At 63.1% G+C, this 23,818-nt stretch carries 21 protein-coding genes and 1 tRNA gene; 9 read left to right on the plus strand and 13 right to left on the minus strand.

Translation table 11 applies throughout. The features are described 5' to 3' along the window. Positions 1-94 precede the first annotated feature (94 nt). Positions 95-1,075, minus strand: a complete 981-nt coding sequence (rluD, locus tag HB860_RS18110) for a 23S rRNA pseudouridine(1911/1915/1917) synthase RluD (RefSeq protein WP_005324417.1) — start codon at positions 1,073-1,075, stop codon at positions 95-97. A 116-nt stretch (positions 1,076-1,191) separates the two neighbouring features. Between rluD and HB860_RS18115 the strand changes: the two genes are divergently transcribed. Continuing rightward, positions 1,192-1,947 carry an outer membrane protein assembly factor BamD gene (locus tag HB860_RS18115; protein WP_162852238.1) on the plus strand — a complete coding sequence of 252 codons (756 nt, stop codon included), beginning with the start codon at positions 1,192-1,194 and terminating at the stop codon, positions 1,945-1,947. A 198-nt stretch (positions 1,948-2,145) separates the two neighbouring features. Here HB860_RS18115 and HB860_RS18120 read toward each other — a convergent pair whose 3' ends face one another. From HB860_RS18120 to yqhD, 6 genes are all read right to left on the minus strand, one after another. Beyond that, entirely contained in the window at positions 2,146-3,474 is a 1,329-nt protein-coding gene (locus tag HB860_RS18120; RefSeq protein ID WP_247627527.1) for a CoA-disulfide reductase, read from the minus strand. Positions 3,475-3,546: 72 nt separating this feature from the next. Next, complete coding sequence (locus HB860_RS18125; RefSeq protein ID WP_247627528.1) at positions 3,547-4,947, minus strand: L-cystine transporter; 1,401 nt, start codon at positions 4,945-4,947, stop codon at positions 3,547-3,549. A gap of 156 nt (positions 4,948-5,103) precedes the next feature. Further along, positions 5,104-6,396 (minus strand): serine dehydratase subunit alpha family protein, encoded by a 1,293-nt coding sequence (locus HB860_RS18130; protein ID WP_139437936.1) that lies wholly within the window; start codon positions 6,394-6,396, stop codon positions 5,104-5,106. A gap of 321 nt (positions 6,397-6,717) precedes the next feature. After that, the gene (pntB, locus tag HB860_RS18135) at positions 6,718-8,202 is read right to left on the minus strand and encodes a Re/Si-specific NAD(P)(+) transhydrogenase subunit beta (protein WP_139437938.1); all 1,485 of its coding nucleotides are present in this window, start codon (positions 8,200-8,202) and stop codon (positions 6,718-6,720) included. An 11-nt stretch (positions 8,203-8,213) separates the two neighbouring features. After that, on the minus strand, positions 8,214-9,740 hold the full coding sequence (locus HB860_RS18140) for a Re/Si-specific NAD(P)(+) transhydrogenase subunit alpha (protein WP_139437940.1): 1,527 nt from the start codon (positions 9,738-9,740) through the stop codon (positions 8,214-8,216). Between the two features lie 506 nt (positions 9,741-10,246). Continuing rightward, a complete protein-coding gene (gene yqhD, locus HB860_RS18145) occupies positions 10,247-11,410 on the minus strand; it encodes an alcohol dehydrogenase (protein ID WP_247627529.1) in 1,164 nt (387 codons plus the stop codon). 118 nt (positions 11,411-11,528) lie between these two features. On the opposite strand from yqhD, the gene HB860_RS18150 reads away from it, so the two are divergent. Genes HB860_RS18150 through HB860_RS18160 form a run of 3 tightly spaced genes read left to right on the plus strand, consistent with a single transcriptional unit; the run spans position 11,529 to position 13,415 of the window. After that, positions 11,529-12,452: an AraC family transcriptional regulator gene (locus HB860_RS18150; protein WP_247627530.1), complete on the plus strand. Its 924-nt coding sequence runs from the start codon at positions 11,529-11,531 to the stop codon at positions 12,450-12,452. Between the two features lies 1 nt (position 12,453). After that, a complete protein-coding gene (locus HB860_RS18155; RefSeq protein WP_247627531.1) occupies positions 12,454-12,975 on the plus strand; it encodes a lipocalin family protein in 522 nt (173 codons plus the stop codon). Beyond that, on the plus strand, positions 12,972-13,415 hold the full coding sequence (locus HB860_RS18160) for a GNAT family N-acetyltransferase (protein WP_247627532.1): 444 nt from the start codon (positions 12,972-12,974) through the stop codon (positions 13,413-13,415). The genes HB860_RS18155 and HB860_RS18160 overlap by 4 nt, the downstream gene beginning before the upstream one ends. 129 nt (positions 13,416-13,544) lie before the next feature. Here HB860_RS18160 and HB860_RS18165 read toward each other — a convergent pair whose 3' ends face one another. Next, on the minus strand, positions 13,545-15,434 hold the full coding sequence (locus tag HB860_RS18165) for a methyl-accepting chemotaxis protein (RefSeq protein ID WP_247627533.1): 1,890 nt from the start codon (positions 15,432-15,434) through the stop codon (positions 13,545-13,547). A gap of 217 nt (positions 15,435-15,651) precedes the next feature. Between HB860_RS18165 and HB860_RS18170 the strand changes: the two genes are divergently transcribed. Further along, on the plus strand, positions 15,652-16,176 hold the full coding sequence (locus tag HB860_RS18170; RefSeq protein ID WP_247627534.1) for a class IV adenylate cyclase: 525 nt from the start codon (positions 15,652-15,654) through the stop codon (positions 16,174-16,176). A 50-nt stretch (positions 16,177-16,226) separates the two neighbouring features. Here HB860_RS18170 and HB860_RS18175 read toward each other — a convergent pair whose 3' ends face one another. From HB860_RS18175 to HB860_RS18185, 3 genes are all read right to left on the minus strand, one after another. Then, positions 16,227-17,597, minus strand: coding sequence for a phosphatidylserine decarboxylase family protein (locus tag HB860_RS18175; protein WP_247627535.1), 1,371 nt, complete (start codon positions 17,595-17,597; stop codon positions 16,227-16,229). Positions 17,598-17,908: 311 nt separating this feature from the next. Further along, positions 17,909-17,985: transfer RNA gene (locus HB860_RS18180), tRNA-Trp, on the minus strand. Positions 17,986-18,002: 17 nt separating this feature from the next. Then, positions 18,003-18,188 (minus strand): hypothetical protein, encoded by a 186-nt coding sequence (locus HB860_RS18185; RefSeq protein WP_247627536.1) that lies wholly within the window; start codon positions 18,186-18,188, stop codon positions 18,003-18,005. On the opposite strand from HB860_RS18185, the gene HB860_RS18190 reads away from it, so the two are divergent. From HB860_RS18190 to HB860_RS18205, 4 genes are all read left to right on the plus strand, one after another. Then, the gene (locus HB860_RS18190) at positions 18,187-18,771 is read left to right on the plus strand and encodes a hypothetical protein (protein ID WP_139437956.1); all 585 of its coding nucleotides are present in this window, start codon (positions 18,187-18,189) and stop codon (positions 18,769-18,771) included. The two genes, HB860_RS18185 and HB860_RS18190, sit on opposite strands and share 2 nt — an antisense overlap. 232 nt (positions 18,772-19,003) lie before the next feature. Next, positions 19,004-19,924, plus strand: coding sequence for an aspartate carbamoyltransferase (pyrB, locus tag HB860_RS18195; protein ID WP_005324450.1), 921 nt, complete (start codon positions 19,004-19,006; stop codon positions 19,922-19,924). Positions 19,925-19,941: 17 nt separating this feature from the next. Next, entirely contained in the window at positions 19,942-20,406 is a 465-nt protein-coding gene (gene pyrI / locus HB860_RS18200) for an aspartate carbamoyltransferase regulatory subunit (RefSeq protein ID WP_005324452.1), read from the plus strand. A 218-nt stretch (positions 20,407-20,624) separates the two neighbouring features. Beyond that, a complete protein-coding gene (locus tag HB860_RS18205) occupies positions 20,625-21,116 on the plus strand; it encodes an arginine repressor (protein ID WP_025328663.1) in 492 nt (163 codons plus the stop codon). A gap of 112 nt (positions 21,117-21,228) precedes the next feature. On the opposite strand, the gene HB860_RS18210 is transcribed toward HB860_RS18205, so the two are convergent. After that, positions 21,229-22,635 carry a YfcC family protein gene (locus tag HB860_RS18210; RefSeq protein WP_139437958.1) on the minus strand — a complete coding sequence of 469 codons (1,407 nt, stop codon included), beginning with the start codon at positions 22,633-22,635 and terminating at the stop codon, positions 21,229-21,231. Positions 22,636-22,757: 122 nt separating this feature from the next. Then, positions 22,758-23,762, minus strand: coding sequence for an ornithine carbamoyltransferase (gene argF / locus HB860_RS18215; protein WP_202047623.1), 1,005 nt, complete (start codon positions 23,760-23,762; stop codon positions 22,758-22,760). Positions 23,763-23,818: the final 56 nt, after the last annotated feature.

The following is a 23,818-nucleotide window of genomic DNA, read 5'->3' on the forward strand; positions in this document are numbered from 1 at the left end:
CCGACGCAGGCCCTATCGCATCAGCTCCAGACCAGATCGTCCGGGTTGGCGAGCGTTAACTGTACGCAGCACTCTCATCGGTACCGACCTGGCATCAACTCCAGACTAAATCATCCGGATTGGCGAGCGTATCGGCACGCAGCACTTCCATCAGATCCAGCATGTCTTGCGGCGTGGCAGAGTGCCACTCCATGACTTCGCCGGTGATGGGGTGAGCCAGCTTCAGCATGGTGGCGTGCAGCGCCTGGCGGTTGAAGTTGCGCAGGGCCAGGGTCAGCTCAGGGGTCGCATTGCGCAGCAGGCGCAGACGGCCACCGTAAGCGGGATCCCCCACCAGCGGATGCTTGATGTGCGCCATGTGGACACGGATCTGGTGGGTACGACCGGTTTCCAGACGCAGACGCAGACGGGTGTGGCCACGGAACTTCTCGTGCACCCGGTAGTGGGTCACGGAAGGACGGCCATTGGGCACCACAGCCATATGGGTACGCTGGGTCGGGTGACGACCGATGGGAGCATCCACAGTGCCGCCTGCGGTCATGTGACCTATGGCGACGGCCTCGTATTCACGGGTGATCTGACGCGCCTGCAGCGCCTCCACCAGATGGGTCTGGGCCGGGATCGTCTTGGCAACCACCATCAGGCCAGTGGTGTCTTTATCCAGACGGTGCACTATGCCGGCACGGGGTACCTCGGCGATGCCGGGGTAGCGGTGCAGCAGGGCGTTCAGTATGGTGCCGTCCGGCGTGCCGGCGCCCGGGTGGACCACCAGACCGGCCGGCTTGTCGATCACCAGAATGTGTTCATCTTCATAGACGATGTTGAGGTCGATGTTCTGGGCATCCCAGCGGGTGTCATCTTCCAACTCGACATCTACATGTACCTGCTGCCCGGCCACCACTTTCTCGCGCGGGGTATTGGCAACCTGACCGTCCAGGGTCACTCTGTCCTGTAAAATCCACTCCTTGATGCGGGTTCTGGAGTAGTCTGGAAACAATTCGGCCAGGGCCTGGTCGAGTCGCTGCCCGAATTGGTGATCCTGAAATTCGCCTGTCAGTTCAATATGCTGGCTCATGTATGGTCTCTTGAGCGGGGGTATCAATTCGAAATAATCCGGGTATTCTAGCTTTTCTTTTAGCCAAGCATAACGGATACTTTGCCAATTTCGTGGAAATGGACCGGATGTTGTTGATGGGAAAGAAGTCTCGCCTGCTGATGTCGCTCGCCTTGGTCGCTACGCTGATCACTGGCTGTTCCAGCACCAAACCCAAGGTTCCCGACGAACCGCCGGAAGTTCTGTACCAGAAAGCCCGTCTCAAACTGGACACAGGCAACTACCTGAATGCCATCGAATTGCTGGAAGCGCTGGACTCTCGTTATCCGTTCGGCGCCTACTCCAACCAGGTGCAGCTCGATCTCATCTACGCCTACTACAAGCAGGATGATACCGCCCAGGCGATCGCCAATATCGACCGCTTCATCCGCCTCAACCCGGCGCACAAGAACATCGATTACGTGTTCTACATGCGCGGTCTGACCAACATGGCGGCGGATTACAACTTCTTCCAGGACTTCCTGGGCATCGATCGGGACGACAAGGACCCCTCCTACGCCCGTCAGGCCTTCCAGGACTTCAAGACCCTGCTGCAGAACTACCCGAACAGCCAGTATGCGGCCGATGCCCGTGCCCGCATGGTCGGTCTGAAGACCCGCCTCGCCCGCTACGATCTGGGGGTGGCCGAGTATTACGTGAAGCGTGATGCCCTGATCGCCGCAGCCAACCGCGCCAAGCTGGTGGTCGAGACCTATCCCGACACAGTGGAGACAGAGAAGGCACTGGAGATCATGGTCAACGCCTACGATACCCTGAAGATGCCGACCCTGGCCCGCCACGCCCGCGAAGTGCTGGCCAAGAACTACCCGGACAATCGCCTCGGCCGCGGCTGAGCATGACGGGGACAAAAAACCGATGCCTTGGCATCGGTTTTTTTATGGCTGCAATCTGCCCGCAGAGTGCACCTCCCATGACGGCGCCCTGCATGCGCCGTCATCTCCATTCAGCTACTTGGCCACGTTGCCCGCACGTTGAGTGCATCCCAAGCATGGAAAAAGAGCGCATAGGCAAGCGCCGCCATGACTGCCCAGCTACTTGGCGACGTTGCCCGCCACGTTAAGCACGTCCCAGGTGCGGGAGAAGGGGGGCGCGTAGGCGAAGTCCAGCATGCCGAGCTGATCCGTGGTCACCCCCATGGTGATGGCCACCGCCAGGGCGTCGATGCGGTGTACCGCCCCCTTGCGACCCAGGATCTGGCCCCCCAGCAGCCGCTTGCTGCCCGCCTCATAGACCAGCTTGACGTGAATGTCGGACTGGCCCGGGCAGTAGTTGGTGTGACACTTGTCCTTGATCACCACGGTGCGATAGTCGATGCCCATCGCCTTGGCTTCCTGCTCGGAAAGACCGGTGCGGCCCGCCTCCAGCCCCAGCACCTTGAGCGCCGCCGAGCCGAGCGTGCCCGGGAATTCCTGTTCGGCCCCCGCCAGGTTCTCCCCCACCATGCGCCCCAGCTTGTTGGCTATGGTGGCGAGCGGCACATAGACCTGCTGCTGCTTGACGCTGTGCCAGACGCTGGCGCAATCCCCCGCCGACCAGACATTGGCCAGCGAGCTGCACCCCTGACGGTCGACCTCGATGGCGCCGTTGCCGAGCCGCGCTATGCCGCTGTCGGCCAGGAACTCGGTGTTGGGCCTGACCCCGGTGCAGACCACGACGATATCGGCCTCGTACTCCCCCTGGTCGGTGCGCACGCCGCTGACCCGGCCCTCCCCCAGCAAGGCCTGGACGCGCTCGCCGAGATGCAGGGAGACGCCCTGCTCCCGCAATTCGGTCTCGATGTGCTGGGTGATCTCGCCATCGAACGCCTCGGGGATGACCCGCTCGGCCAGCTCGATGAGACGCACCTCCTTGCCCTGATGGACCAGGGCCTCGACCACCTCCAGCCCGATAAAGCCGGAGCCGATCACCACCGCCTTCTTGCTGCGCGGATCCTGCACCGCAGTCTTGAGCGCCAACCCATCGCTCATGCGGCGCAGGCCGAACACCCCTTGCTGCTGCAGGCCGGGGATGGGGGGCATCTGTTCGCGGGCACCGGTGGCGATCATCAGCCGATCGTAGCTATCGGTAAAGCTGTCGCCCTTGTGCTCGACGACCAGGGTCTGGGCGGCCGCATCCAGACTCAGCACCCTGTGGCCAATCTTCACCTCGATCCCCTTGGCGGCGAACTGCTCCGGGGTGAACTCGGCCATGTAGCCGGGCTCCTGGAAATCGTCCCCCACGAAGTAGGGCAGACCACAGGCGCCGAAGGAGATCACCTCTGAGGCTTCATACACCACAATCTCGGCGTCCCTGGCCAGACGGCGCGCCTTGGCCGCCGCACTCATGCCGGCGGCTTCGCCACCGATGATCACAATACGCATAGCTTGACTCCAGTCACGACAGGGGAGGCTTCGCCTCCCCTTTTCATATACAAATCAGAAGATGAGGCCAGGTCAGACCCTGGACTCTTCCCCGTCCAGGCTTACCTCGGCATCGCCGTTGAAGACGGCCATGTCGGTCTGTCCCATCAGCCGGCTGGTGAGGGTGCCGGCGGTGATGGAGCCGGAGACGTTGAGGGCGGTACGACCCATGTCGATGAGGGGCTCGATGGAGATGAGCAGCCCCGCCAGGGCCACCGGGAAGTCCAGGGCGGAGAGCACGATCAGCGCCGCGAAGGTGGCGCCGCCCCCCACACCGGCCACCCCGAAGGAGCTGACGGTGATGATGGCGATGAGCGTCATGATGAAGCCGGGATCCAGGGGATTGACCCCCACGGTCGGGGCTATCATCACCGCCAGCATGGCCGGGTAGATGCCGGCACAGCCGTTCTGGCCTATGGTGGCGCCGAAGGAGGCGGCGAAGTTGGCGATGCCCGCCGGGATGCCGAGGGCCCGGGTCTGGGTCTGCACGTTCATCGGGATGGAGCCCGCACTGGTGCGCGAGGTGAAGGCGAAGGCCAGCACCGGCATGATCTTCTTCAGGAAGCGCAGCGGGTTGATGCCCACCAGGCTGACCAGCAGCAGGTGCACCAGGAACATGATGGCGATGGCACCGTAAGAGGCCAGCACGAAGTTCAGCAGGTTGATGATGTCCGCGTAGTTGGAGCCGGACACTACCTTGGCCATCAGCGCCAGCACACCATAGGGAGTGAGGCGCAGCACCAGGGTCACCATCCGCATGACGATGGCGTGGGCGACCCCCATGAAGCGCTCGAAGCTGGCGAAGATCTCGGGCTGCTTGCGGGCGATGCCGGTGGCGGAGAGGCCGATGAAGATGGAGAAGATCACCACGGCTATGGTGGAGGTCTTGCGCGCCCCCGTCATGTCGAGGAAGGGGTTGGCCGGAATGAACTCCAGCACCATCTTGGCAAGGGACATGCTCTCGACGCTGCCGAGGCTGGTCTGCAGGGCCGCGCCACGGGCCGTCTCGGCGGCGCCGGCGGTGAGCCCCTCGGCACTCAGGCCGAACAGGTTGGACATCAGTATCCCGGCCCCGGCGGCGATCATGGTGGTGAAGATCAGCACCCCTATGGTCAGGGCGCTGATCTTGCCGAGGGCGCTGCCGCCGGAGAGCTTGAGGATGGCGCCTATGATGGAGACCATGATGAGCGGGATGATGATCATCTGCAGCAGCTTCACATAGCCGCTGCCGACCAGATCCAGGTAGTCGCCGGTCTGGACCAGCACCTCGGAGCCGACACCGTACAGCAGTTGCAAGGCCCAGCCGAACAGGACCCCGAGCCCCAGCCCCGAGAAGACGCGGCGGGTGAAGCTGACGTGGGTCTGCTGCAAGCGGTAGAGAAACAGCAGCAACATGACCAAGATGGCCAGATTACCGATAACGCTAAGAGTCATGATATTCCCCAAAAATAAACGGGCGAGGCCCGAGATGGATGGACGGGCGCACCCTGCACCTCGCCCCGAAACTGGCCGCATCGTGGCGGCACGCCCCCCGTTCGGGGTGACGTCGATATCTGCAAAAACCGGGGGCGGCCAGTGCCGCCCCCCTCATCAGCCAGCCTTGCCCTGCTGCTTGGCCCGCATGATGTTGATAATCTCTATGTCGGTGTCCAGCATCCCCTGTTTCGAGAGGCGGCCCAGGTTCGCTATGGTCTGGTCCACGTCGTCGGAGACTATGCCCTCGCTCTGGGGCACGTGCAGGTTGTTGATGGCCATCAGCGACGACTTGACCGCCGCCGAGGTGGAGGTCGACACCTTCATGGAGCAGGCGCTGCCGGCACCGTCGCAGATGATGCCGGAGACGTCGCCAATCATGTTGTTGATGCAGTGGCTGATCTGCTCGAACTGGCCTCCCAGCAGCCAGGTGATGGCGGCGCCCGAGCCCATGGCGGCTGTGCTGGCGGCGCACAGGGCCGACAGCTTGTTCTGGTAGGCCTTGATGTAGATGGCCACCAGGTGGCTCATCACCAGCGCCCGGGCCAGCTGTTCGTCATCGGCCTTGAGGAAGCGGGCGGCGGCGACCACCGGCATGGTGGCGGCTATGCCCTGGTTGCCCGAGCCCGAGTTGGACATGGCGGGCAGCATGGCGCCGTCCATGCGCGCGTCCGATGCGGCAGAAGAGAGGCGCATGGCCAGGGTCATCAGATCGTCCGAGAGCAGCTTGCGCTCCACCTGCTCGGTGAGGATCTTGCCGATGCGCAGGCCATAGCCCTGCAGGCCCTCGTCCGCCAGCGCCTGGTTCATGGTGGCGGCCTCGCGGATGAAGTCGATCTCGGCCAGCGGCGCCTGCAACGCGAACTCCACGATCTCCCGCAGCGTCATGGCGGGCTTGTCGGATTTCGCGGGCTGGATCTGCACCCCGGGGGCACTGTCCTGCTCCATCAGCACCTCGCCATCCTTCTCCAGCAGCACTATGCGGGTGTGATCCGTGCAGATCACCACCCGGGCGCTGTGGCCGTCGGCCTCGGCCAGCACCTCGGCGTAGAGGACGTCAGGCACGTCCTTCACATCCACCTTGATGATGGGCAGCAGCGCCTTGGCGGCGTCCACCTGGGCCGGGGTGAGGGTCTTGAGCACCTCCAGACCCGCATCCGGGTTGCCCCCCGTGATGCCGACGGCGGCGGCCACCGGCAGGCCTATCATGCCGGTGCCGGGGACCCCGACCCCCATGCCGTTCTTGAACAGGTTGCCGCTGACCCAGACGCTGATACGGGTCGGATCCTGCCCCAGCAGCTTGCGGCAGTTGGCGGCGGCCAGCGCCACCGACATGGGCTCGGTGCAGCCCAGGGCCGGCACCACTTCACGCTTGAGCAGAGTAATAAAGTCGGTCCATTGTGCTTTCATCTGTGGTTTCTCTGGTTCACTGTGCCGCAGGCATCGTATGAGGGTATGGGTGCTATCTGGAGGGCCGCCCGCCGGGCCACCCCGTCCATGTCACTTTATTTGATTCTAGTGGCACGAGCCTCAAATAAAATTGAGCCCCCTCGCCTTTTGCCGCCATTATGCCTTCCAGCGAGGGCAACGTCACCGGATTGCTGCCCTGCCGCCGGCAACGGATCGCCCCTCCCGGCCAAGGCCCTTTGTCATCAATGTCTTGCCCGCCCCCGTGAAAAGCGGGCAATAAAAAAGGAGGCCGAAGCCTCCTCTTGTCTCATCCCATCGGCCTTAGAGCGCCTTCAGGATGGCCTCGACGCTGGCCTTGGCATCGCCAAACAGCATCTGGGTGTTCTCCTTGAAGAACAGCGGGTTCTGGACACCGGCGTAGCCAGTGTTCATGGAGCGCTTGAAGCCGATGACGTTCTGCGCCTTCCACACTTCCAGCACCGGCATGCCGGCGATGGGGCTGCCCGGATCTTCCATGGCGGCCGGGTTGACGGTGTCGTTCGCACCTATCACCAGCACCACGTCGGTGTCGCTGAAGTCCTCGTTGATCTCGTCCATTTCCAGCACGATGTCGTAGGGGACCTTGGCTTCCGCCAGCAGCACGTTCATGTGACCAGGCAGACGACCGGCAACCGGGTGGATACCGAAGCGCACCTTGACGCCGCGCTCGCGCAGCTTGTGGGTTATCTCGGCAACCGGGTACTGGGCCTGCGCCACCGCCATGCCGTAGCCCGGGGTGATGATGACGGAGCTGGCGTTCTTCAGCATGTCGGCCACGTCTTCGGCGTTGGTCTCGCGGTATTCGCCCATCTCCTGATCGGCCGTGGAGGCCACACCGTCGGAGCCGAAGCCACCGGCGATGACAGAGATGAAGGAGCGGTTCATCGCCTTGCACATGATGTAAGAGAGGATGGCACCGGAGGAACCCACCAGGGCACCCACCACGATCAGCAGGTCATTGGAGAGCATGAAGCCCGCCGCCGCCGCCGCCCAACCGGAGTAGGAGTTCAGCATGGAGACCACTACCGGCATGTCGGCGCCGCCGATGGAGGCGACCAGATGCCAGCCGAAGGCGAAGGCGATCAGGGTCATCAGCAGCAGGGCGAAGGTGGAGCCACCGGCGTTGACGAAGTGGATCATCAGCGCGATGGAGACCACCACGGCCAGCAGGTTCAGCTTGTGGCGGTGCGGCAGCATCAGCGGCTTGGAAGAGATCAGGCCACGCAGCTTGCCGAACGCCACCACGGAACCGGTGAAGGTCACGGCACCGATGAAGACGCCGAGGAAGACTTCCACCAGGTGTATGTTCAGCATGGCGCCGGAGAGGTGCTCGACCTGGGCGACGCTGGCCGCCTGCTCGAACGCCGCCCGGGCCGCAGCCAGGGTCGCATCCAGGTTGGAGCCGACGGAGACCACCACCTCAGCGGGTGCGGAGGGGTGCAAGTCGATGAAGCTGTTGAAGCCCACCAGCACCGCCGCCATGCCCACGAAGCTGTGCAGCACGGCCACCAGCTCGGGCATCTCTGTCATCTCGACCTTGAGCGCCAGACGCACGCCGATGGCGCCGCCGATGACCATGGCCAGGATGATCCAGTGCACGCCACTGGTTTCCGGGTTGAAGACGGTGGCGAGCAGGGCGATGGCCATCCCCGCGATACCGAACAGGTTGCCATGCTTGGCCGTTTCTTGCTTCGACAGTCCCGCGAGACTGAGGATGAAGAGCACGGCGGCAACGATATAGGATGCTGTTACCAGTCCTTGAGACACGTTAAACCCCCTTAATCCTTACGGAACATCTTCAGCATGCGCTGAGTGACGGTGAAGCCACCGAAGATGTTGATACTGGCAATCAGCACGGCGATAAAGGCCAATACGGTGACCAGGGTCGACCCTTGCCCAATCTGCAGCAGGGCACCGACCACGATAATGCCGGAGATGGCATTGGTGACCGACATCAGCGGCGTGTGCAGGGCGTGAGAGACGTTCCACACCACGTAGTAACCGACCACGCAGGCCAGGATGAAGACGGTGAAGTGGGAGAGGAAGGCGGCAGGTGCCACCGCAGCGACCCAACCGAAGGCGGCGATGCCGAGGGCACCGAACACGAACTTCTTGTTGGAGGGCTTGGCCTCTTCTTTCTTGGCTGCCGGTTTGGCGGCGGCCGGCTTCTGCGGTGCGGCGGAGACGGAGATGGCGGGGGGTGGGAAGGTCACTTCACCGGCCTGGATCACCGTCATGTTGCGCTGCACCACGTCTTCGAAGTCGATGGCGACCTTGCCGTCCTTCTCCTTGCACATCAGCTTCATCAGGTTCACCAGGTTGGTGCCGTAGAGCTGGGAGGATTGGGCGGGCAGACGACCCGGCAGATCGGTGTAACCGATCACCTTGACGCCGTTGTCGGTGACATGCAGTTCACCCGGTACCGTGTATTCGCAGTTGCCGCCGGCCTGGGCCGCCATGTCCACGATGACGGAGCCCGGCTTCATGCTGTCCACCATCTCCTTGGTGATCAGCTTGGGTGCCGGCTTGCCCGGGATCAGGGCGGTGGTGATGATGATGTCCACTTCCTTGGCCTGCTGGGCGAACAGCTCCATCTCGGCCTTGATGAACTCTTCGCTCATCACCTTGGCATAACCGTCGCTGGAGGCGCCATCTTCGCCGCCGAAGTCCAGCTTGAGGAATTGCCCACCCATGGACTCGATCTGCTCGGCCACTTCCAGGCGGGTGTCAAACGCACGCACGATGGCGCCGAGGGAACCGGCAGTCCCGATGGCAGCCAGACCGGCCACACCGGCACCGATCACCAGCACCTTGGCGGGCGGAACCTTGCCGGCGGCGGTGATCTGACCGGTGAAGAAGCGACCGAACTGGTGGGCGGCTTCGACCACGGCGCGATAGCCACCTATGTTGGCCATGGAGGAGAGGGCATCGAGGGACTGGGCACGGGAGATCCGCGGCACCATGTCCATCGCCATCACATTGATGTTGCGCTCGGACAGCTTCTTGACCAGCTCGGGGTTCTGGGCAGGCCAGATGAAGCTCACCAGGGTGGCACCATCCTTAATTTGTGCGATCTCGGCATCGGTCGGCGCGTTGACCTTGAAGACAAGGTCGGCTTGCCAGACGCTCGGCACCACGCTGGCACCGGCAGCCTCGAAGGCGGCATCATCGAAGCTGGCCAGCTGGCCGGCACCGGCCTCGATGGCGACCTCGAAGCCGAGCTTTTTCAGCTGCTCGACGGTGGCCGGGGTCGCTGCGACCCGGGTCTCACCGGCGAGACTCTCTCTCGGTATTCCAATCTGCATGACTATTCCCTGATGGTTAATAAACAATCATTGCCCAGTCTCTCATGTCTGAGGGGACAAGGCATGATCAAAGTGCAGGTCACGGGCCCTTTGTTATGAAAATCAGCAGGCTTTACCTCAACCTCCTGTCATGGTCAGGCCCCCGCTTTTCAGGCGCGAAGGTGATTAGTATCAAATTTTGGAGTTTTATTACAACCACGACCCCGAGCGAGCGGGTACAGAATTCAGCCCATCCCGGCTCATGATTAAAAAAAACAAACCAAATTAGTGGCTTATACCAGCAAAATGCGCTGAAAAAAGTGATCCAACCAGTCAAAAAAAATGTTTTGCCGAGCCTCTACCTTAGCGTTTTTTGTTCTTATGAAATCTGCCGTTGGCTCATCAGATGAGATGAAAGGGGAAAAAGTAACCGTTTTGTAACGACTCGGGGGCCGCGCCGCCGCCACAAGGCGGGAGCGGGCCCCCTGATTCAACCCCGGACAAGGCCGGAACTGGTCTCTCGCCTCTTACCAGGCGGCTTCATAAATATGCCGGCTCTGCACCAGGTCGATGTCGCCGCGCTCCCCGAGCGCCGTCATGCCGTGTTCTTCGAGCTTGGCCAGCAGGGCGTCGATATTGGCGTCGGCCAGGCCGTAGTCCCGCAGCCGGGTCTTGACCCCCATCCGCTCGAAGAAGTCGCGGGTAGCGGCGATGGCGCCGTCGATGCGTTCGGCCTCGCTGCCGCTGCGCAGATCCCAGACCCGCTCGGCGTATTGCAGCAGCTTGGCGCGCTTCTGCTCACGCTTGGCCTGCAGCAGGGCGGGCAGCACCACCGCCAGGGTCTGGGCGTGGTCCAGGCCGTGCAGGGCGGTCAGCTCGTGACCCAGCATGTGGGTGGCCCAGTCCTGGGGCACGCCGGCGCCGATCAGACCGTTGAGCGCCAGGGTGGCGCTCCACATGATGTTGGCGCGCACGTCGTAATTTTCCGGCTCAACCAGCGCCTTGGGGCCCTCCTCGATCAGGGTCAGCAGCAGCCCTTCGGCGAAGCGATCCTGCACCTTGGCGTCCACCGGGTAGGTGAGGTACTGCTCCAGGGTGTGGATGAAGGCATCCACCACGCCATTGGCGACCTGACGGGCCGGCAGTGTGTAGGTGAGCACGGGATCCAGCACGGCGAAGCGCGGCATCACGAAGGGGGAGAAGAAGTGCTGCTTGTCCCCTGTGCTCCTGCGGGTGATGACGGCCCCCATGTTCATCTCGGAGCCGGTGGCCGGCAGGGTCAGCACGGCGCCGAGGGGAATGGCGGAAGCCACTTCACCGCCCACGGTCTCGAGGATGTGCCAGGGCTCCCTGGCCAGATCGTAGTGGGCGGCCGCGGCGATGAACTTGGTGCCGTCCAGCACGGAGCCACCGCCAACTGCGAGCAGGAAGTCGACCCGCTCGGCACGGGCCAGCTCCACGGCGCCCATCAGGGTCTCGTACGCCGGGTTGGGCTCTATGCCGCCGAACTCGAACAGGGTCAGGCCCGCCAGCTCGCTGCGGATCTGCGCCAGCAGGCCGCTGCGCACCACGCTGCCGCCGCCGTAGGTGATGAGGACACGGGCGTCGGCCGGGATCTGGCCGCGCAGCTGGGCCACCTGGCCCTTGCCGAACAGCACCTTGGTGGGGGTGTGCAGGATGAAGTTGTTCATGGGATCTCCTGGGGTGATCGTAGTCGGTAAGGTATGGGTTGCATTTTTCTCTTATAACCACCTACCATCAAGGGATCTTTCTGCCGATTTCTTGCCTATTTCTACTGAGCCTGGATAAATGAGTACAAATCAGCCCATCGCGGCGACCCACCAGTCCGCCCTCGCCAGCCGCCTCGCCGCCCTGGCGCCGCACCCGGGGATCACCGCCGCCCCAGTGCCCGGCGTGCACCTCATCTACACCACCGAGCACCACGACCGCATCCCTGTGCTCTACCGGCCGCGCATGATCATCATCCTGCAGGGGCACAAGGTGGGCTATCTCTCGGACTTCACCTTCCGCTACGACCCCGAGCACTACCTGATGATGACCCTGCCGCTGCCCTGCGAGTGCGAGTGCTTCGCCTCCCCCGAAGCCCCCCTGGTGGGGCTCTCGGTGGAGATCGACGTGGCGGCGCTGCAGGCCCTGCTGCTGGAGATGGGGGATGCCGCCCCCGCCCCGGCGGAGCCCGGTCGCGGCGTGGTCTCCGTGCCCCTCTCCGAGACCATGCTCTGCGCGGTGGAGCGCCTCATCGACGTGATGGACAAGCCGCTGCACGCCCGGGTGCTGGGGCCCCAGATAGTGCGCGAGATCCTGTTCCACGCCCTGCACGAGGGGGGAGCCCCCGCCCTGCTGGCCATGGCCAGCCGTCACAGCCAGGTGAGCCAGATCGCCCGGGTGCTGCGTATCATGGAGCAGCGCTTTACCGAGAACCTGACGGTGGAGGAGCTGGCCCGGGAGGCGAACATGAGCGTCTCGGCCTTCCACCACCACTTCAAGGCGGCCACCGCCACCTCGCCCCTGCAGTACATCAAGACCCTGCGCCTGCACCGGGCGCGGCTGATGATGCTGCACGACGGCCTCAAGGCCGGGGTGGCGGCGGACAGAGTAGGCTACGAGAGCGGCTCCCAGTTCAGCCGCGAATACAAACGCTTCTTCGGCAACACCCCGAGCGAACACGCGGCACGCTTCCGCTCGGGACAACTGCGTATCGTGGAGGGATGACATGCGCACACTGATCCTGCTCGCTCTGACCCTGCTGGCCACCGCCTGCACCGGCATTCCACCGGGGCACCAGGTGGTCAAGCCCTTCCAGCTCGACCGCTATCTCGGCACCTGGTACGAGGTGGCCCGCCTCGATCACGGCTTCGAGCGCGGCCTGAGCCGGGTCACCGCCAGCTACAGCCTGCGGGATGACGGCGGCGTCAGGGTGATCAACCGGGGGCAGGATGAAGAGGGGGAGTGGCGCGAGGCCGAGGGGCGCGCCTACTTCGTGGGCAACAGCGATGAGGGGCGCCTCAAGGTGAGCTTTTTCGGCCCCTTCTACGGCAGCTACAACGTGCTGGCGACGGACTATGACCTCTCCCTGGTGAGCAGCTACAACCTCCAGTACCTCTGGATCCTCTCCCGCACGCCCCATCCGCCCAAGGAGAAGGTAGAGGCCCTGGTCGAGCGGGCCAGGGGGCTCGGCTTTGCCACCGACCAGCTTATCTGGGTCAGCCAGGATCCGGCCGGGAACACCCCATGAGGATCTTCCAGGCCACTCCCCCGGACATTCCCAGGATCACCCCCCTGTTCGTGCAATACCGGGCGTTCTACCGGCTGCCTGCCGAGCCCGAGGCCGCCGGGGCCTTCCTGATGGAGCGCTGCACCGCCGGGGAGTCGGTGCTCTTCGTGGCCCAGAGCGAGGAGGGAGAGGTGCTGGGATTTGCCCACCTCTATCCCCTGTTCTGCTCCCTCGCCCTGAAACGCATCTGGCTGCTGTACGATCTGTTCGTGGCGCCGGCGGCCCGCCAGCAGGGGGTGGCCCAGGCGCTGCTGGCGCGGGCCGATCGCCACGGCCAGGAGACGGGCGCCGCCTTTCTGATGCTGAGCACCGCCACCGACAACCGGCAGGCCCAGGCGCTCTACGAGGGGCACGGCTACCAGCGGGATATCGAGTTCTACAGCTACATCAAACCCCTCTGAGCCCCTGATCGGGCCGGTTTCGAGGCCGGAGCACGGCATTATTCAGCAGGTGCATGACGAGAAAACATCCATACACCACATGAATAAAGGCGACCCCCGGGGTCGCCTTTGTCACATCCGGGTCCCAGCCTAGAGCCGGAAGCGCCCGATCTCCTGCTCCAGCCGCTCGGTGAGAGACTTGAGCTGGGCCGCCTGGGCGGCCTCTTCGCCAGCCTGGGACGCCAGCGCCTGGGAGACGTGGCGGATATTCTCGGTGTTGCGGCTGATCTCGCCGGTCACCGAGGTCTGCTCCTCGGCCGCCGCCGCGATCTGGGTCGCCATGTCGCTGATGGCGCCTATGGCCTCGTTGATCCTGCCCAGGCTGAGATTCGCCGCTTCGGCGTCCTCCACGCTGGTGCCCGCCAGCTGGCGGCTGGTCTCCATGCCCCCCACGGCGCGGCGGGTGGTCTGCTGCAGCGCCTCGATCATCAGCTGGATCTCGGCGGTGGAGTCGTGGGTGCGGCGCGACAGCACCCGCACCTCGTCCGCTACCACAGCAAAGCCGCGCCCCTGCTCCCCGGCCCGGGCCGCCTCGATGGCGGCGTTCAGGGCCAGCAGGTTGGTCTGCTCGGCGATGCCGCTGATGGTGGCCAGAATGCCGCTGATCTGCTGGGCGTGGCCATCCAGCTCGTGGATGGTCTGGCTGGCGTCGGAGACCTCCCCCGCCAGCCCCGTGATGCTGCGCTGGCTCTGGCCGACCTGGGACTGACCCGCCACGGCCAGTCTGACCGCATCGCCGGAGGTGGTGGCGGCAAACTCGGCATTGCCGGCGATCTCCTGGGTGGCGGACGCCATCTCGGTCACCGCGGTGGCCACCATGACGATCTCGTCCTGCTGCTCGCGCACCCGCTGGCTGCGCGCCTCGGCCCCCGCCGCCTGGGTCCGCGACTGGGCAGCCAGTTCGATGGTGACGTCCCGCAACCGGCTGACGATGCCGTGCAGCCGGGCCACGAACAGGTTGAAGTTCTGGGCCAGCAGCCCCACCTCGTCCTTGCTGTGAGCCGCGATCTGCACGGTGAGATCTCCCTCGCCGTGGGCGATGTCGGCCAGCGCCTTTGACACCCGGCCGAGATCGGCGAAGAGGTAGTTGAACATGGCGATGAGCAGGGCGCTGAACACCAGCAGCAGCATCAGGGTCAGCCCCACCAGCTGCCACAGCAGGCTGGCGAAGGGCGCCTCCAGCACATCCTTGTACATCACCATGGCAAGCAGCCAGTCGGTGCCTGGCACCCCCTGCACCGACAGCAGCACCTCACGCCCCGCGATGGTGGCGACGTGAAGCTCGCCGTCCCGGCTCCAGCCCTCCAGGGTCGCCCCTGTGAGGCCGGGGGCCAGCTCGGCCACCTGTTTCAGGGCCAGCTCCTTCTGCGGGTGGCCGACGATGAGGCCGGAGCTGTCCAGCAGCATGGCGTAGCCCTCCCCCTGTACCTTCATGGCCAGCACCTCGTCGATCAGGGCATCCAGGGAGAGATCCGCCCCCGCCACCCCGATCACCTGACCCTGATGACTCACCGGCTCCGCCAGGGTCACCACCATCTGCTGCATGGTCACGCTGACGTAGGGAGGCGTGACGATCAGCTTGCCCGCCTTGCTGGCGCTCTGATACCAGGGGCGCACCCTGGGGTCGTAGTTGGCGGTGTTGAGGGAGGGATCGTGGCGGGTCATGGCCCCCTGCGCCGAGCCGAAATAGGTCAGGCCGAAGCCGCCGGAGGTGCGGGTCTGCAGCAGGTGCGGCACCAGGGTCGCCTGGGGATTGTCGGCAATGACGGCGGCCAGGGCATCGACCGCGTGCTTGCGATCCGCCATCCAGTTGCCGATGGCCACCGAGTGGGCGTGACCGTAGTTGACCGCCTCGCTCTGGATGGCGTCAAGGGTCCGTGTTTTGAGGGTGTGGAAGGCGACGATACCGAGCAGGGCAGCCATCAGCAGCACTACCCCCAGGCTGGTCGCGAGCAGCTTGCCGCGCAACGAGAGTGTCATGACTACAAATCCTTGTGGTGACAGGAGGCCAGGAATACCCCCATCTTGGTAGAGACTATCGGCGCCACCAGGGTCTTACTTTAGTGAATCTGTTCGATTTCTGCTTTGTCGGCGACAGACTGTGCTGCGGTTCACGAAACTGGTGGCATGCCTGGCCGCCGGCATGTGCTATCTGTGATAGGTTAGGCACTGTAGTTCCCAAGGAGCCCCTCATACCATGCCCCGAAATATCGAGATCAAAGCCCAGATCACACGGATCGACGCCCTCCTCCCCAAGGCGGCCGCCATCGCCGATCGGGGCCCCGTCGAGATTGCGCAGGATGATACTTTCTTTCGCTGCGAGTCAGGCCGACTCAAGCTGCGCACCCTCTCCCACAGTAGCGGTGAGCTCATCTTCTACCGCCGAGCCGATCGGCAGGGGCCCAAGGAGAGCTTCTATCAGGTCACTCCAACGAGCGAGCCGGACAGCCTGCGAGAGACCCTCAGCCTGGCCTGTGGCCAGATAGGTCGGGTGCAGAAGACACGCACCCTGTTTCTGGTCGGCAGAACCCGGATCCATCTCGATCGGGTCGAGAGGCTAGGCCACTTTCTCGAGCTGGAGGTAGTGCTGGAAGATGAGGAACCGCTCGAAGCGGGGATACAGGAGGCCCATGAGATCATGGCGCGTCTCGGGGTGGCGCCATCCCAGTTGATCGAAGGCGCCTATCTTGACCTGCTGGCCCAACAACAGAGTGCGCGGTGAAGCGAAGAGGCAGCCCTTGGGCAGCCTCTTCGCTATGTCTGGCGCGCTCTCTACTTCACCCGGGCAATGGCGGTGTTTACCCTCAGGTTGGTGGCCTCCAGGCTCGGGGTCTGGCCATGGAAGTCGAACGCCAGCTCCACCCCCTTGCGGAACAGCAGGCAGTGGGTGGAGCCGCCGAAGTGGAACATGCCGAGCTGATCTCCCTTCTTCACCCTGTCCCCCTCCTTCACCGTGATGTCGCAGCTCGATACCTCCGCCATCCCCACCGGCACCACGCACATCAGGCCTATCCTGGGGTTGTCGGCCTCGATGAAGATCAGCGCCCGGGTCGCCACCGAGGTGAGGAAGGGCTGGGAGTTGTTGGGAGCGCTGGGATCGGCGCCGTCGGCGTCGAGGAAGCCCTCATACTGGTTCTCCAGGTAGTAGGTGCCATTGACCACCCTAACCTTGCGGATGGTGCCGCTCACCGGGCTGTGCCAGCGGTGATAGCTCAGGGCGCTGAGGAAGGCCTGATAGACGGTGCCGCCGTCGAACAGCGGCGCCGTGTCATCGAAGTCGAGCATGTTGTCGAGGGAATAGGGCTGACCCTTGAGCCAGAAGCGATCGCTGCGGCTCACCCCGCTCTTCACCTGCAGCGGGGCCGACTCGCAGGCGCTGACGATGACGCCGTCGTCCTCCGGCGCCGACACCGGCCGCACGCCGGGGCGGAAGGTGCGGGTGAAGAACTCATCCCAGCAGCCGAAGCCATAGTGGGGATCCGCAGGATTGCACTGGAAGATTTGCTCGAAGCTGGCGGGCGTGGGGTTGGCGCCCTCCCCCAGGGCGGAGCGGGCCACCTGCACCATCTCGGCCTGAGCCAGCTGGCCGAGCCAGGGTACTATCAGAGTCTCCCGATCCAGCCGGCTGACCGGCTCGGTCAGCACATAGCGGGAGGCCGGGCTTTGCAGAAACTGCGCCCAGTAGCCGAGGATCTTCTTGAATTGCTGGTTGATCAAGGTATTGGCAAAGAACAGATAGCCGGAGCGGGTCGCCATGGGCCAGTCGAGCAGGGCGTTGATGGGGAAGCCGATGAGCCCGGAGGGGGACTGGCTCGGGATATCCTGATAGGCCTCGGGTGCCGTGGTCATGATGCCGTTGAGCAGGATCAGGAAGTCGTCGAAGCTCTTCAGCTCGATCTGCCCGAGCGGCGTCAGGTGCTCGTGACGCCAGGCCTCCTTGAACATGGCATAGGCCTGGGCGTGCAGCAGGGGATCCGACCTGACCAGATCCTGCAGCTGGGCGATGGGGGCCACCAGCGGCCGCGGTTGCTGCGCCACATACAGCTGGAGCCGCTTGATCCAGCGTGTGATGTGGGCCTGATCCTGTGGCACCCAGCCACCGGGGCGAGACTTGTTCAGTCGGGTTTCAACGGCCTTGTTCATGACTCATCTCCTCGCATTGTCTTCACGCCCAGAATCCACGGCTTGAGCATCCATGCTGACGAACCGCCACGTACCCCTCAGGCAGCGCGCGGCGCAGCTCATGTGGTGTAGCACAGGGACGCGGACGGCACGACTGCCAGAAACGACAGGGCAGAAGGCGGCAATAGCGACTAGCGAAGAGCAACTGGGCCAGGCCCTTGAAAGGCAGGGGAAGCCAAGGTGTCAGGAGGAGAAGCGGAGCGGGGTCGCCGCAGAAAGCGGGAAAGGCAGAAATGCGAAAGGCCAGCTCAATGAGCTGGCCTTTCTGAAAATGGCAGGGGCGGCAGGACTCGAACCCGCAACCATCGGTTTTGGAGACCGCTGTTCTACCAATTGGAACTACGCCCCTGCAACAAACGAGGCGAATTATACAAAGCCGGGATCAAAGGTAAAGGCTTTTTTCTCACTTTCGATGCGATCGAACAATTCACGAGCAAATCGCGGCAATTCCCGCAACCAGCCGGGGTAACTTGCTGTATTTGCAGTCCCGCCGGGGTAGGAATGGGGCATAAATGGGGGTAGGGTGAAACCAGCTACAGGGAGGTCGTTCATGCTCAATTACCGCCTGCTTCAACAACTTGCGCCCCTCAACTTCCGGGATGAGCGCAAAACCGAGTCCCTGCCTGACTATCTCGAGCGGGTCTCTCCCCTGGTGCCCTTCATTCCCCAAAATGTGCTGACCCAATGGATTTACCGTCATTGGCGCGGTTTTGAGTCCAACTGGAGCTTTATCGACCTCGCCCGCCACCACTTCGAGTGCGAAGCCTGGGACACGGCCCAGGTCGTGAGCCAGATAGGCTCCCGCCACATGGAGGTGATCGAGCGCTGGGGGGAGATGCTGCGCAGCAACCGCTATGTGCGCCGCTCCTGGCTCGGCGAGGACATGCTGAGCCGGGGCACCTGGTCCGAGCCCATCATAGTGCTCGCCCCCGAGCCCGGTGCCTGCTACCCAGATGGCCAACCCCTGCCGCAGCCATATTGCCTGCTGGAGGGGCACCACAGGCTCGGTTATCTGCGCAGCATGGCCGAAGACGGCCTGCCGCTGCAGCCCGAGCACCAGGTCTGGATTTGTCGACCCGTTCGCGACACTCAAACGTTTTTACCGGCAAATCCTGCCTCTGAAATAAATTTTTGACAATTCAAAAACCAGCCCTATAATCTGTCCGGTTTTGAAAAAGGTCGGGACAGGACGATGCCGTTTTTGATGAAAAAAGCAGCCTTGCAGACGGGTGGAGCGCACCAGAGCGGCCCCGTTGTTTCCGGTTTCCGACCCACAGATCCCCAGTTGTTTTTAAAAAGAGCCCCTGTTTCAGGGGCTTTTTTTTGTGCCAGAAAAACCTTCATTGATGTCAAAGGGAATGCAGACGATGACCAATCCACTCTATAACAAACACGTCATCTCCATCTCGGACCTGACCCGGTCCGACATGGAACTGGTGGTCGCCACCGCACAGCGGTTGAAGGCCGAACCCGACACCCGCCTGCTGAAAGACAAGCTGGTCGCCAGCTGCTTCTTCGAGGCCTCCACCCGTACCCGTCTCTCCTTCGAGACCGCGGTACAGCGCCTCGGCGGCAACATCATCGGCTTCGCCGACGGCGGCAACACCAGCGCCAAGAAGGGCGAGACCCTGGCCGACTCCATCAAGATCATCGGCTCCTATGCCGATGCCGTGGTGATGCGCCACCCGAAGGAGGGCGCCGCCCGTCTGGCCTCCGAGTTCTCCCGGGTGCCTGTCATCAACGGCGGTGACGGCTCCAACCAGCATCCGACCCAGACCCTGCTCGATCTCTTCTCCATCCATGAGACCCAAGGCAAGCTGGACGGCCTCAACGTTGCCTTCGTCGGTGACCTGAAATACGGCCGCACCGTCCACTCCCTGGCCCAGGCCCTGAGCCTGTTCAACTGCCGCTTCTTCTTCATCTCCCCGGAAGCCCTGGCGATGCCGGACTACCTCTGCGAAGAGCTGGAGGAGAAGGGCATTCAGTTCAGCGTCCACGAGACCATGGAAGAGGTGATGCCGGAGCTCGACATCCTCTACATGACCCGAGTCCAGAAAGAGCGCTTCGACGAGACAGAGTACAAGCACATGGCCGCCAAGTTCGTGCTGGAGCTGGCGACCCTGGAAGGGGCCAAGCCCACCATGAAGATCCTGCATCCCCTGCCCCGGGTCGACGAGATCGAGGTCGCCGTCGACAAGACCCCCCACGCCTACTACTTCCAGCAGGCGGAAAACGGGGTCTATGCACGCCAGGCGCTGCTGGCACTGGTACTGAACGAAACCGTCTAAGGGAAAAGGGGAACATCATGTCCGAGAAGAACCAACTGCAAGTCGAAGCCATCCGTCACGGCTCCGTCATCGACCACGTCCCCGCCGGCCAGGGCATCAAGATCCTCAAGCTGTTCCAGCTGATCGAGACCCAGGAGCGGATCACCGTCGGCTTCAACCTGAAATCCGGCGCCCTGGGCAAGAAGGATCTCATCAAGATAGAGAACACCCGGCTGACCGAGCAGCAGGCCAACCAGCTGGCGCTGTTTGCCCCGACCGCGACCGTCAACATCATCGAAGACTTCGCCGTGGTGAAGAAGCACCAGCTGAAGCTGCCGGAGTTCATCGCCGGGGTCTTCCACTGCCCCAACTCCAACTGCATCTCCCACAACGAGCCGGTGGACAGCTACTTCCGGGTGCGCGAAGTGAAGGGCGCGGTGCGCATGAAGTGCAAATACTGCGAGAAATCCTTCACCCAGGACATCGTCAGCGAACGCTACTGATTTTCCGCCTGCAATTGATATCCATGTGGGCCCTATCGGGCCCATTTTTGACCCCTGTCACATCACTTATTCCCCCTTTGGTTATAATTTGCCATCTCGCAACGGCTAGACATCGCTCATCACCTACCGAAATGCTCGTCATCAGTGTTTTTCGCTATGAAAAACAGGCATGACAGACTGAGCGCCATAGCCATCTGTCATCGTCAAAGGAAGTCGCCATGGTCAAGACCCTCAGTCGCCCCCCGGAACAGGAGTCCGACCTGGCCCAGCTCGATGCCTGCCGCCAGATCATCGGCCAGCACTGCTACAGCACCCAGGAAGAGATCCGCCGCGAGCTGGCGGAGCGCGGCTTCGCCGACATCAGCCAGTCCACCATCTCCCGCCTGCTGCGCCGCCTCGGCGTCGCCAAGGCCCAGAATGCCAACGGCAAGAAAGTCTACACGCTAGTTGACGAGCAGCTGGAACCCGCCGGCAGCACCCGCTCCGTGCACGACATGGTGCGCGCCGTGGTGCACAACCAGCAGATGGTGCTGGTGCACACCACCCCGGGGGCCGCGACCGTGGTGGCCCGCCTGCTGGATCGCCACGCCGATCCCGAGATCCTGGGGGCCGTGGCCGGCAACGACGTGGTGCTGATAGCCCCGCGCCACATCAGCCGCACCCGCCAGGCCCATGCCGCCGTGGTGCGCACCCTGGAGCAGGCGCGCTAAGCCAAGCCCGCTTGCAGCAAGGCGACCCCTGGGTCGCCTTTTTGTTGCCTGTCATCCTGACCATAAAAAAACGGGAGCCCGCAGGCTCCCGTTGCATCTTGCTTGTCATCCCTCAGGAGAGCACGGCCCCCAGGCTCAGGCAGACCACGATCAGCACGGTCAGGATACCGAGCAGGGGCGCCACCCACTTCAGCCAGCGCACATAGGGCACCTTGGCGATGGCCAGGCCACCCATGACCACGGCGGAGGTCGGGGTCACCAGGTTCACCAGACCGGAGGCGGACTGGTAAGCGGTCACCACCAGCTCGCGACCCACGTTGGCGAAGTCGGCAAGGGGCGCCATGATCGGCATGGTCAGCACCGCCAGACCGGAGGAGGACGGCACCAGGAAGGAGAGCACCACCTCCAGCACGAACATCACGTTGATGAACACCACTGTGGAGAGGCCGGTCACTATGCCTTCCGCACTGTTCAAGATGGTGTGGGTGATCATGCCGTTGTCCATCACCACCACGATACCGCGGGCGATACCTATGATGAGGGCCACGCCGAGCAGGTCACGGGCACCGTCGATGAAGTTGGAGGTCAACTCCTCCTCGCTCATGCGGGAGATGAGGCCGACTATGATGGCGGCAGCCAGGAAGACGCCGGAGATCTGCGCCATCCACCAGCCGAGCACGGCCACCCCGTAGATCATCACGGCGAAGGCGGCGACGAAGATACCCAGCACTATCTTGCGAGTCAGAGTGAACTCCAGCATCTGGTCACTCTTGTTGCCGAGGAAGTGGGCACGGTTCTCCTCCCACTTGTCGGCCACCAGGGACTTGCTCGGATCGTTGCGCACCATCTTGGCGTAACGCATCACGTAGGCCACGCACAGCAGCCAGCCGGCCACCAGCATGGCAACCCGCAGCCAGATGCCGTCGGTGAAGGAGATGCCGGCCGCGTTGGCGGCAATCACGGTGGCGAACGGGTTGATGGTGGAGCCGAGCGTCCCTATACCGGCGCCGAGCAGCACGGTTGCGGCGGCGACCACAGGGTCGAAGCGGGCGGCCATCATCACGGGCACCAGCAGGGTGTAGAAGGGCAGTGACTCTTCCGCCATGCCGTAGATGGTGCCCCCTGCGGCGAACAGCGCCATCAGGATCGGGATCATCCACTCCTCGCGGCCACGCAGACGATCGGTGACGCGCTCGATACCGGCATCGATGGCACCAGTCTTGGTCACAATGCCAAGGAAGCCGCCGATGATCAGGATGAAGAGGGAGACGTCGATGGCGCCTGCCTCATAGGTGTCGTGGTTGTAGAGGCCGTCGATGGGTGCCAGCAGCACGTCGACGATCCCCTGGGGATTGGCATCCACCAGCTTGTAGGTGCCTGCCACCGGCACTTCCTTGCCGAGGGCTTCATTCATTACCATGTCGTATTTGCCGGCCGGCACTATCCAGCTCAGGGCGGCCACCAGGGCGATCAGCACAAACAATATGGTGTAGGCTGACGGGAACTTGAATTTGGTCATGGTCCAGCTTCCTTCTGTGGGTGTGGTATCCATGTATCTGCGGGTCGTAGGGTTAGAGGTATTATGCCGCCGTCACATGGTCGAAAAGCCGGGGGTCACCCCCCGGCACCACTACTGCGACCTCAGTCGCCCAGCGTAGCAACCATCACTGCCTTGATGGTGTGCATCCGGTTTTCGGCCTCGTCGAAGACTATGCTGTGCTCGGATTCGAACACGTCCTCGGTCACTTCCAGACCCTTCATGCCATATTTGTCGGCCACTTCCTTGCCCATGGTGGTCTCGTCGTTGTGGAACGCCGGCAGGCAGTGCATGAACTTCACATCCGGGTTCTTGGTGGCGTTGATGACGTCCATGTTGACCTGATAGGGGGTCATCAGCTTGACCCGTTGGTCCCAGGCTTCCTTCGCTTCACCCATGGAGACCCAGACGTCGGTATAGAGGAAGTCGGCACCCAGCACGCCCTCCTTCACGTCTTCGGTCAGGTGAATGCGCGCACCTGTCTCTTCGGCGATCTGGCGGCACTTGGCAACCAGCTCCTCTTCTGGCCAGAAGGCTTTCGGCGCGACCAGGCGGATGTCCATGCCCATCTTGGCGGCACCGACCATCAGGGAGTTGCCCATGTTGTTGCGGGCGTCGCCCAGGTAGGCGAACTTGATCTGATCCAGGCGCTTGCCCTTGCCGTGCTCCAGCATGGTCATGAAGTCGGCCAGGATCTGGGTCGGGTGGAATTCGTTGGTCAGACCGTTCCAGACCGGCACGCCGGCATGGGCGCCCAGCTCTTCCACGATCTCCTGACCGAAGCCACGGTACTCGATGCCGTCATACATGCGACCCAGCACACGGGCGGTGTCCTTCATGGACTCCTTGTGACCGATCTGGGAACCACTTGGGCCGAGGTAGGAGACCTGGGCGCCCTGGTCGAAGGCCGCCACTTCAAAGGCGCAGCGGGTACGGGTGGAGGTCTTCTCGAAGATCAGGGCAATGTTCTTGCCGGTGAGGTGCTTGCGCTCATAGCCACCGTATTTGGCTTTTTTCAGGTCGATGGCCAGATCGATCATGTATTGGATTTCGCGCGGGGTGAAGTCCAGCAGTTTCAGGAAGTTACGGTTACGCAGATTAAAAGCCATGATGAGTTCTCTCTATATTTGTGTCAGACCAATTCGGGCAGTGTTGTTAACTACGC

The sequence above is a fragment of the Aeromonas genomosp. paramedia genome (assembly GCF_023093515.1).
Lineage (GTDB): Bacteria > Pseudomonadota > Gammaproteobacteria > Enterobacterales > Aeromonadaceae > Aeromonas.

Bases quoted from the DNA above. Each gene is read 5' to 3' on its own strand.
- rluD (WP_005324417.1), bottom strand. From the start codon at position 1,075: ATGAGCCAGCATATTGAACTGACAGGCGAATTTCAGGATCACCAATTC.
- HB860_RS18115 (WP_162852238.1), top strand. From the start codon at position 1,192: ATGGGAAAGAAGTCTCGCCTGCTGATGTCGCTCGCCTTGGTCGCTACG.
- HB860_RS18120 (WP_247627527.1), bottom strand. From the start codon at position 3,474: ATGCGTATTGTGATCATCGGTGGCGAAGCCGCCGGCATGAGTGCGGCG.
- HB860_RS18125 (WP_247627528.1), bottom strand. From the start codon at position 4,947: ATGACTCTTAGCGTTATCGGTAATCTGGCCATCTTGGTCATGTTGCTG.
- HB860_RS18130 (WP_139437936.1), bottom strand. From the start codon at position 6,396: ATGAAAGCACAATGGACCGACTTTATTACTCTGCTCAAGCGTGAAGTG.
- HB860_RS18140 (WP_139437940.1), bottom strand. From the start codon at position 9,740: ATGCAGATTGGAATACCGAGAGAGAGTCTCGCCGGTGAGACCCGGGTC.
- yqhD (WP_247627529.1), bottom strand. From the start codon at position 11,410: ATGAACAACTTCATCCTGCACACCCCCACCAAGGTGCTGTTCGGCAAG.
- HB860_RS18150 (WP_247627530.1), top strand. From the start codon at position 11,529: ATGAGTACAAATCAGCCCATCGCGGCGACCCACCAGTCCGCCCTCGCC.
- HB860_RS18155 (WP_247627531.1), top strand. From the start codon at position 12,454: ATGCGCACACTGATCCTGCTCGCTCTGACCCTGCTGGCCACCGCCTGC.
- HB860_RS18160 (WP_247627532.1), top strand. From the start codon at position 12,972: ATGAGGATCTTCCAGGCCACTCCCCCGGACATTCCCAGGATCACCCCC.
- HB860_RS18165 (WP_247627533.1), bottom strand. From the start codon at position 15,434: ATGACACTCTCGTTGCGCGGCAAGCTGCTCGCGACCAGCCTGGGGGTA.
- HB860_RS18170 (WP_247627534.1), top strand. From the start codon at position 15,652: ATGCCCCGAAATATCGAGATCAAAGCCCAGATCACACGGATCGACGCC.
- HB860_RS18175 (WP_247627535.1), bottom strand. From the start codon at position 17,597: ATGAACAAGGCCGTTGAAACCCGACTGAACAAGTCTCGCCCCGGTGGC.
- HB860_RS18190 (WP_139437956.1), top strand. From the start codon at position 18,187: ATGCTCAATTACCGCCTGCTTCAACAACTTGCGCCCCTCAACTTCCGG.
- HB860_RS18185 (WP_247627536.1), bottom strand. From the start codon at position 18,188: ATGAACGACCTCCCTGTAGCTGGTTTCACCCTACCCCCATTTATGCCC.
- pyrB (WP_005324450.1), top strand. From the start codon at position 19,004: ATGACCAATCCACTCTATAACAAACACGTCATCTCCATCTCGGACCTG.
- pyrI (WP_005324452.1), top strand. From the start codon at position 19,942: ATGTCCGAGAAGAACCAACTGCAAGTCGAAGCCATCCGTCACGGCTCC.
- HB860_RS18205 (WP_025328663.1), top strand. From the start codon at position 20,625: ATGGTCAAGACCCTCAGTCGCCCCCCGGAACAGGAGTCCGACCTGGCC.
- HB860_RS18210 (WP_139437958.1), bottom strand. From the start codon at position 22,635: ATGACCAAATTCAAGTTCCCGTCAGCCTACACCATATTGTTTGTGCTG.
- argF (WP_202047623.1), bottom strand. From the start codon at position 23,762: ATGGCTTTTAATCTGCGTAACCGTAACTTCCTGAAACTGCTGGACTTC.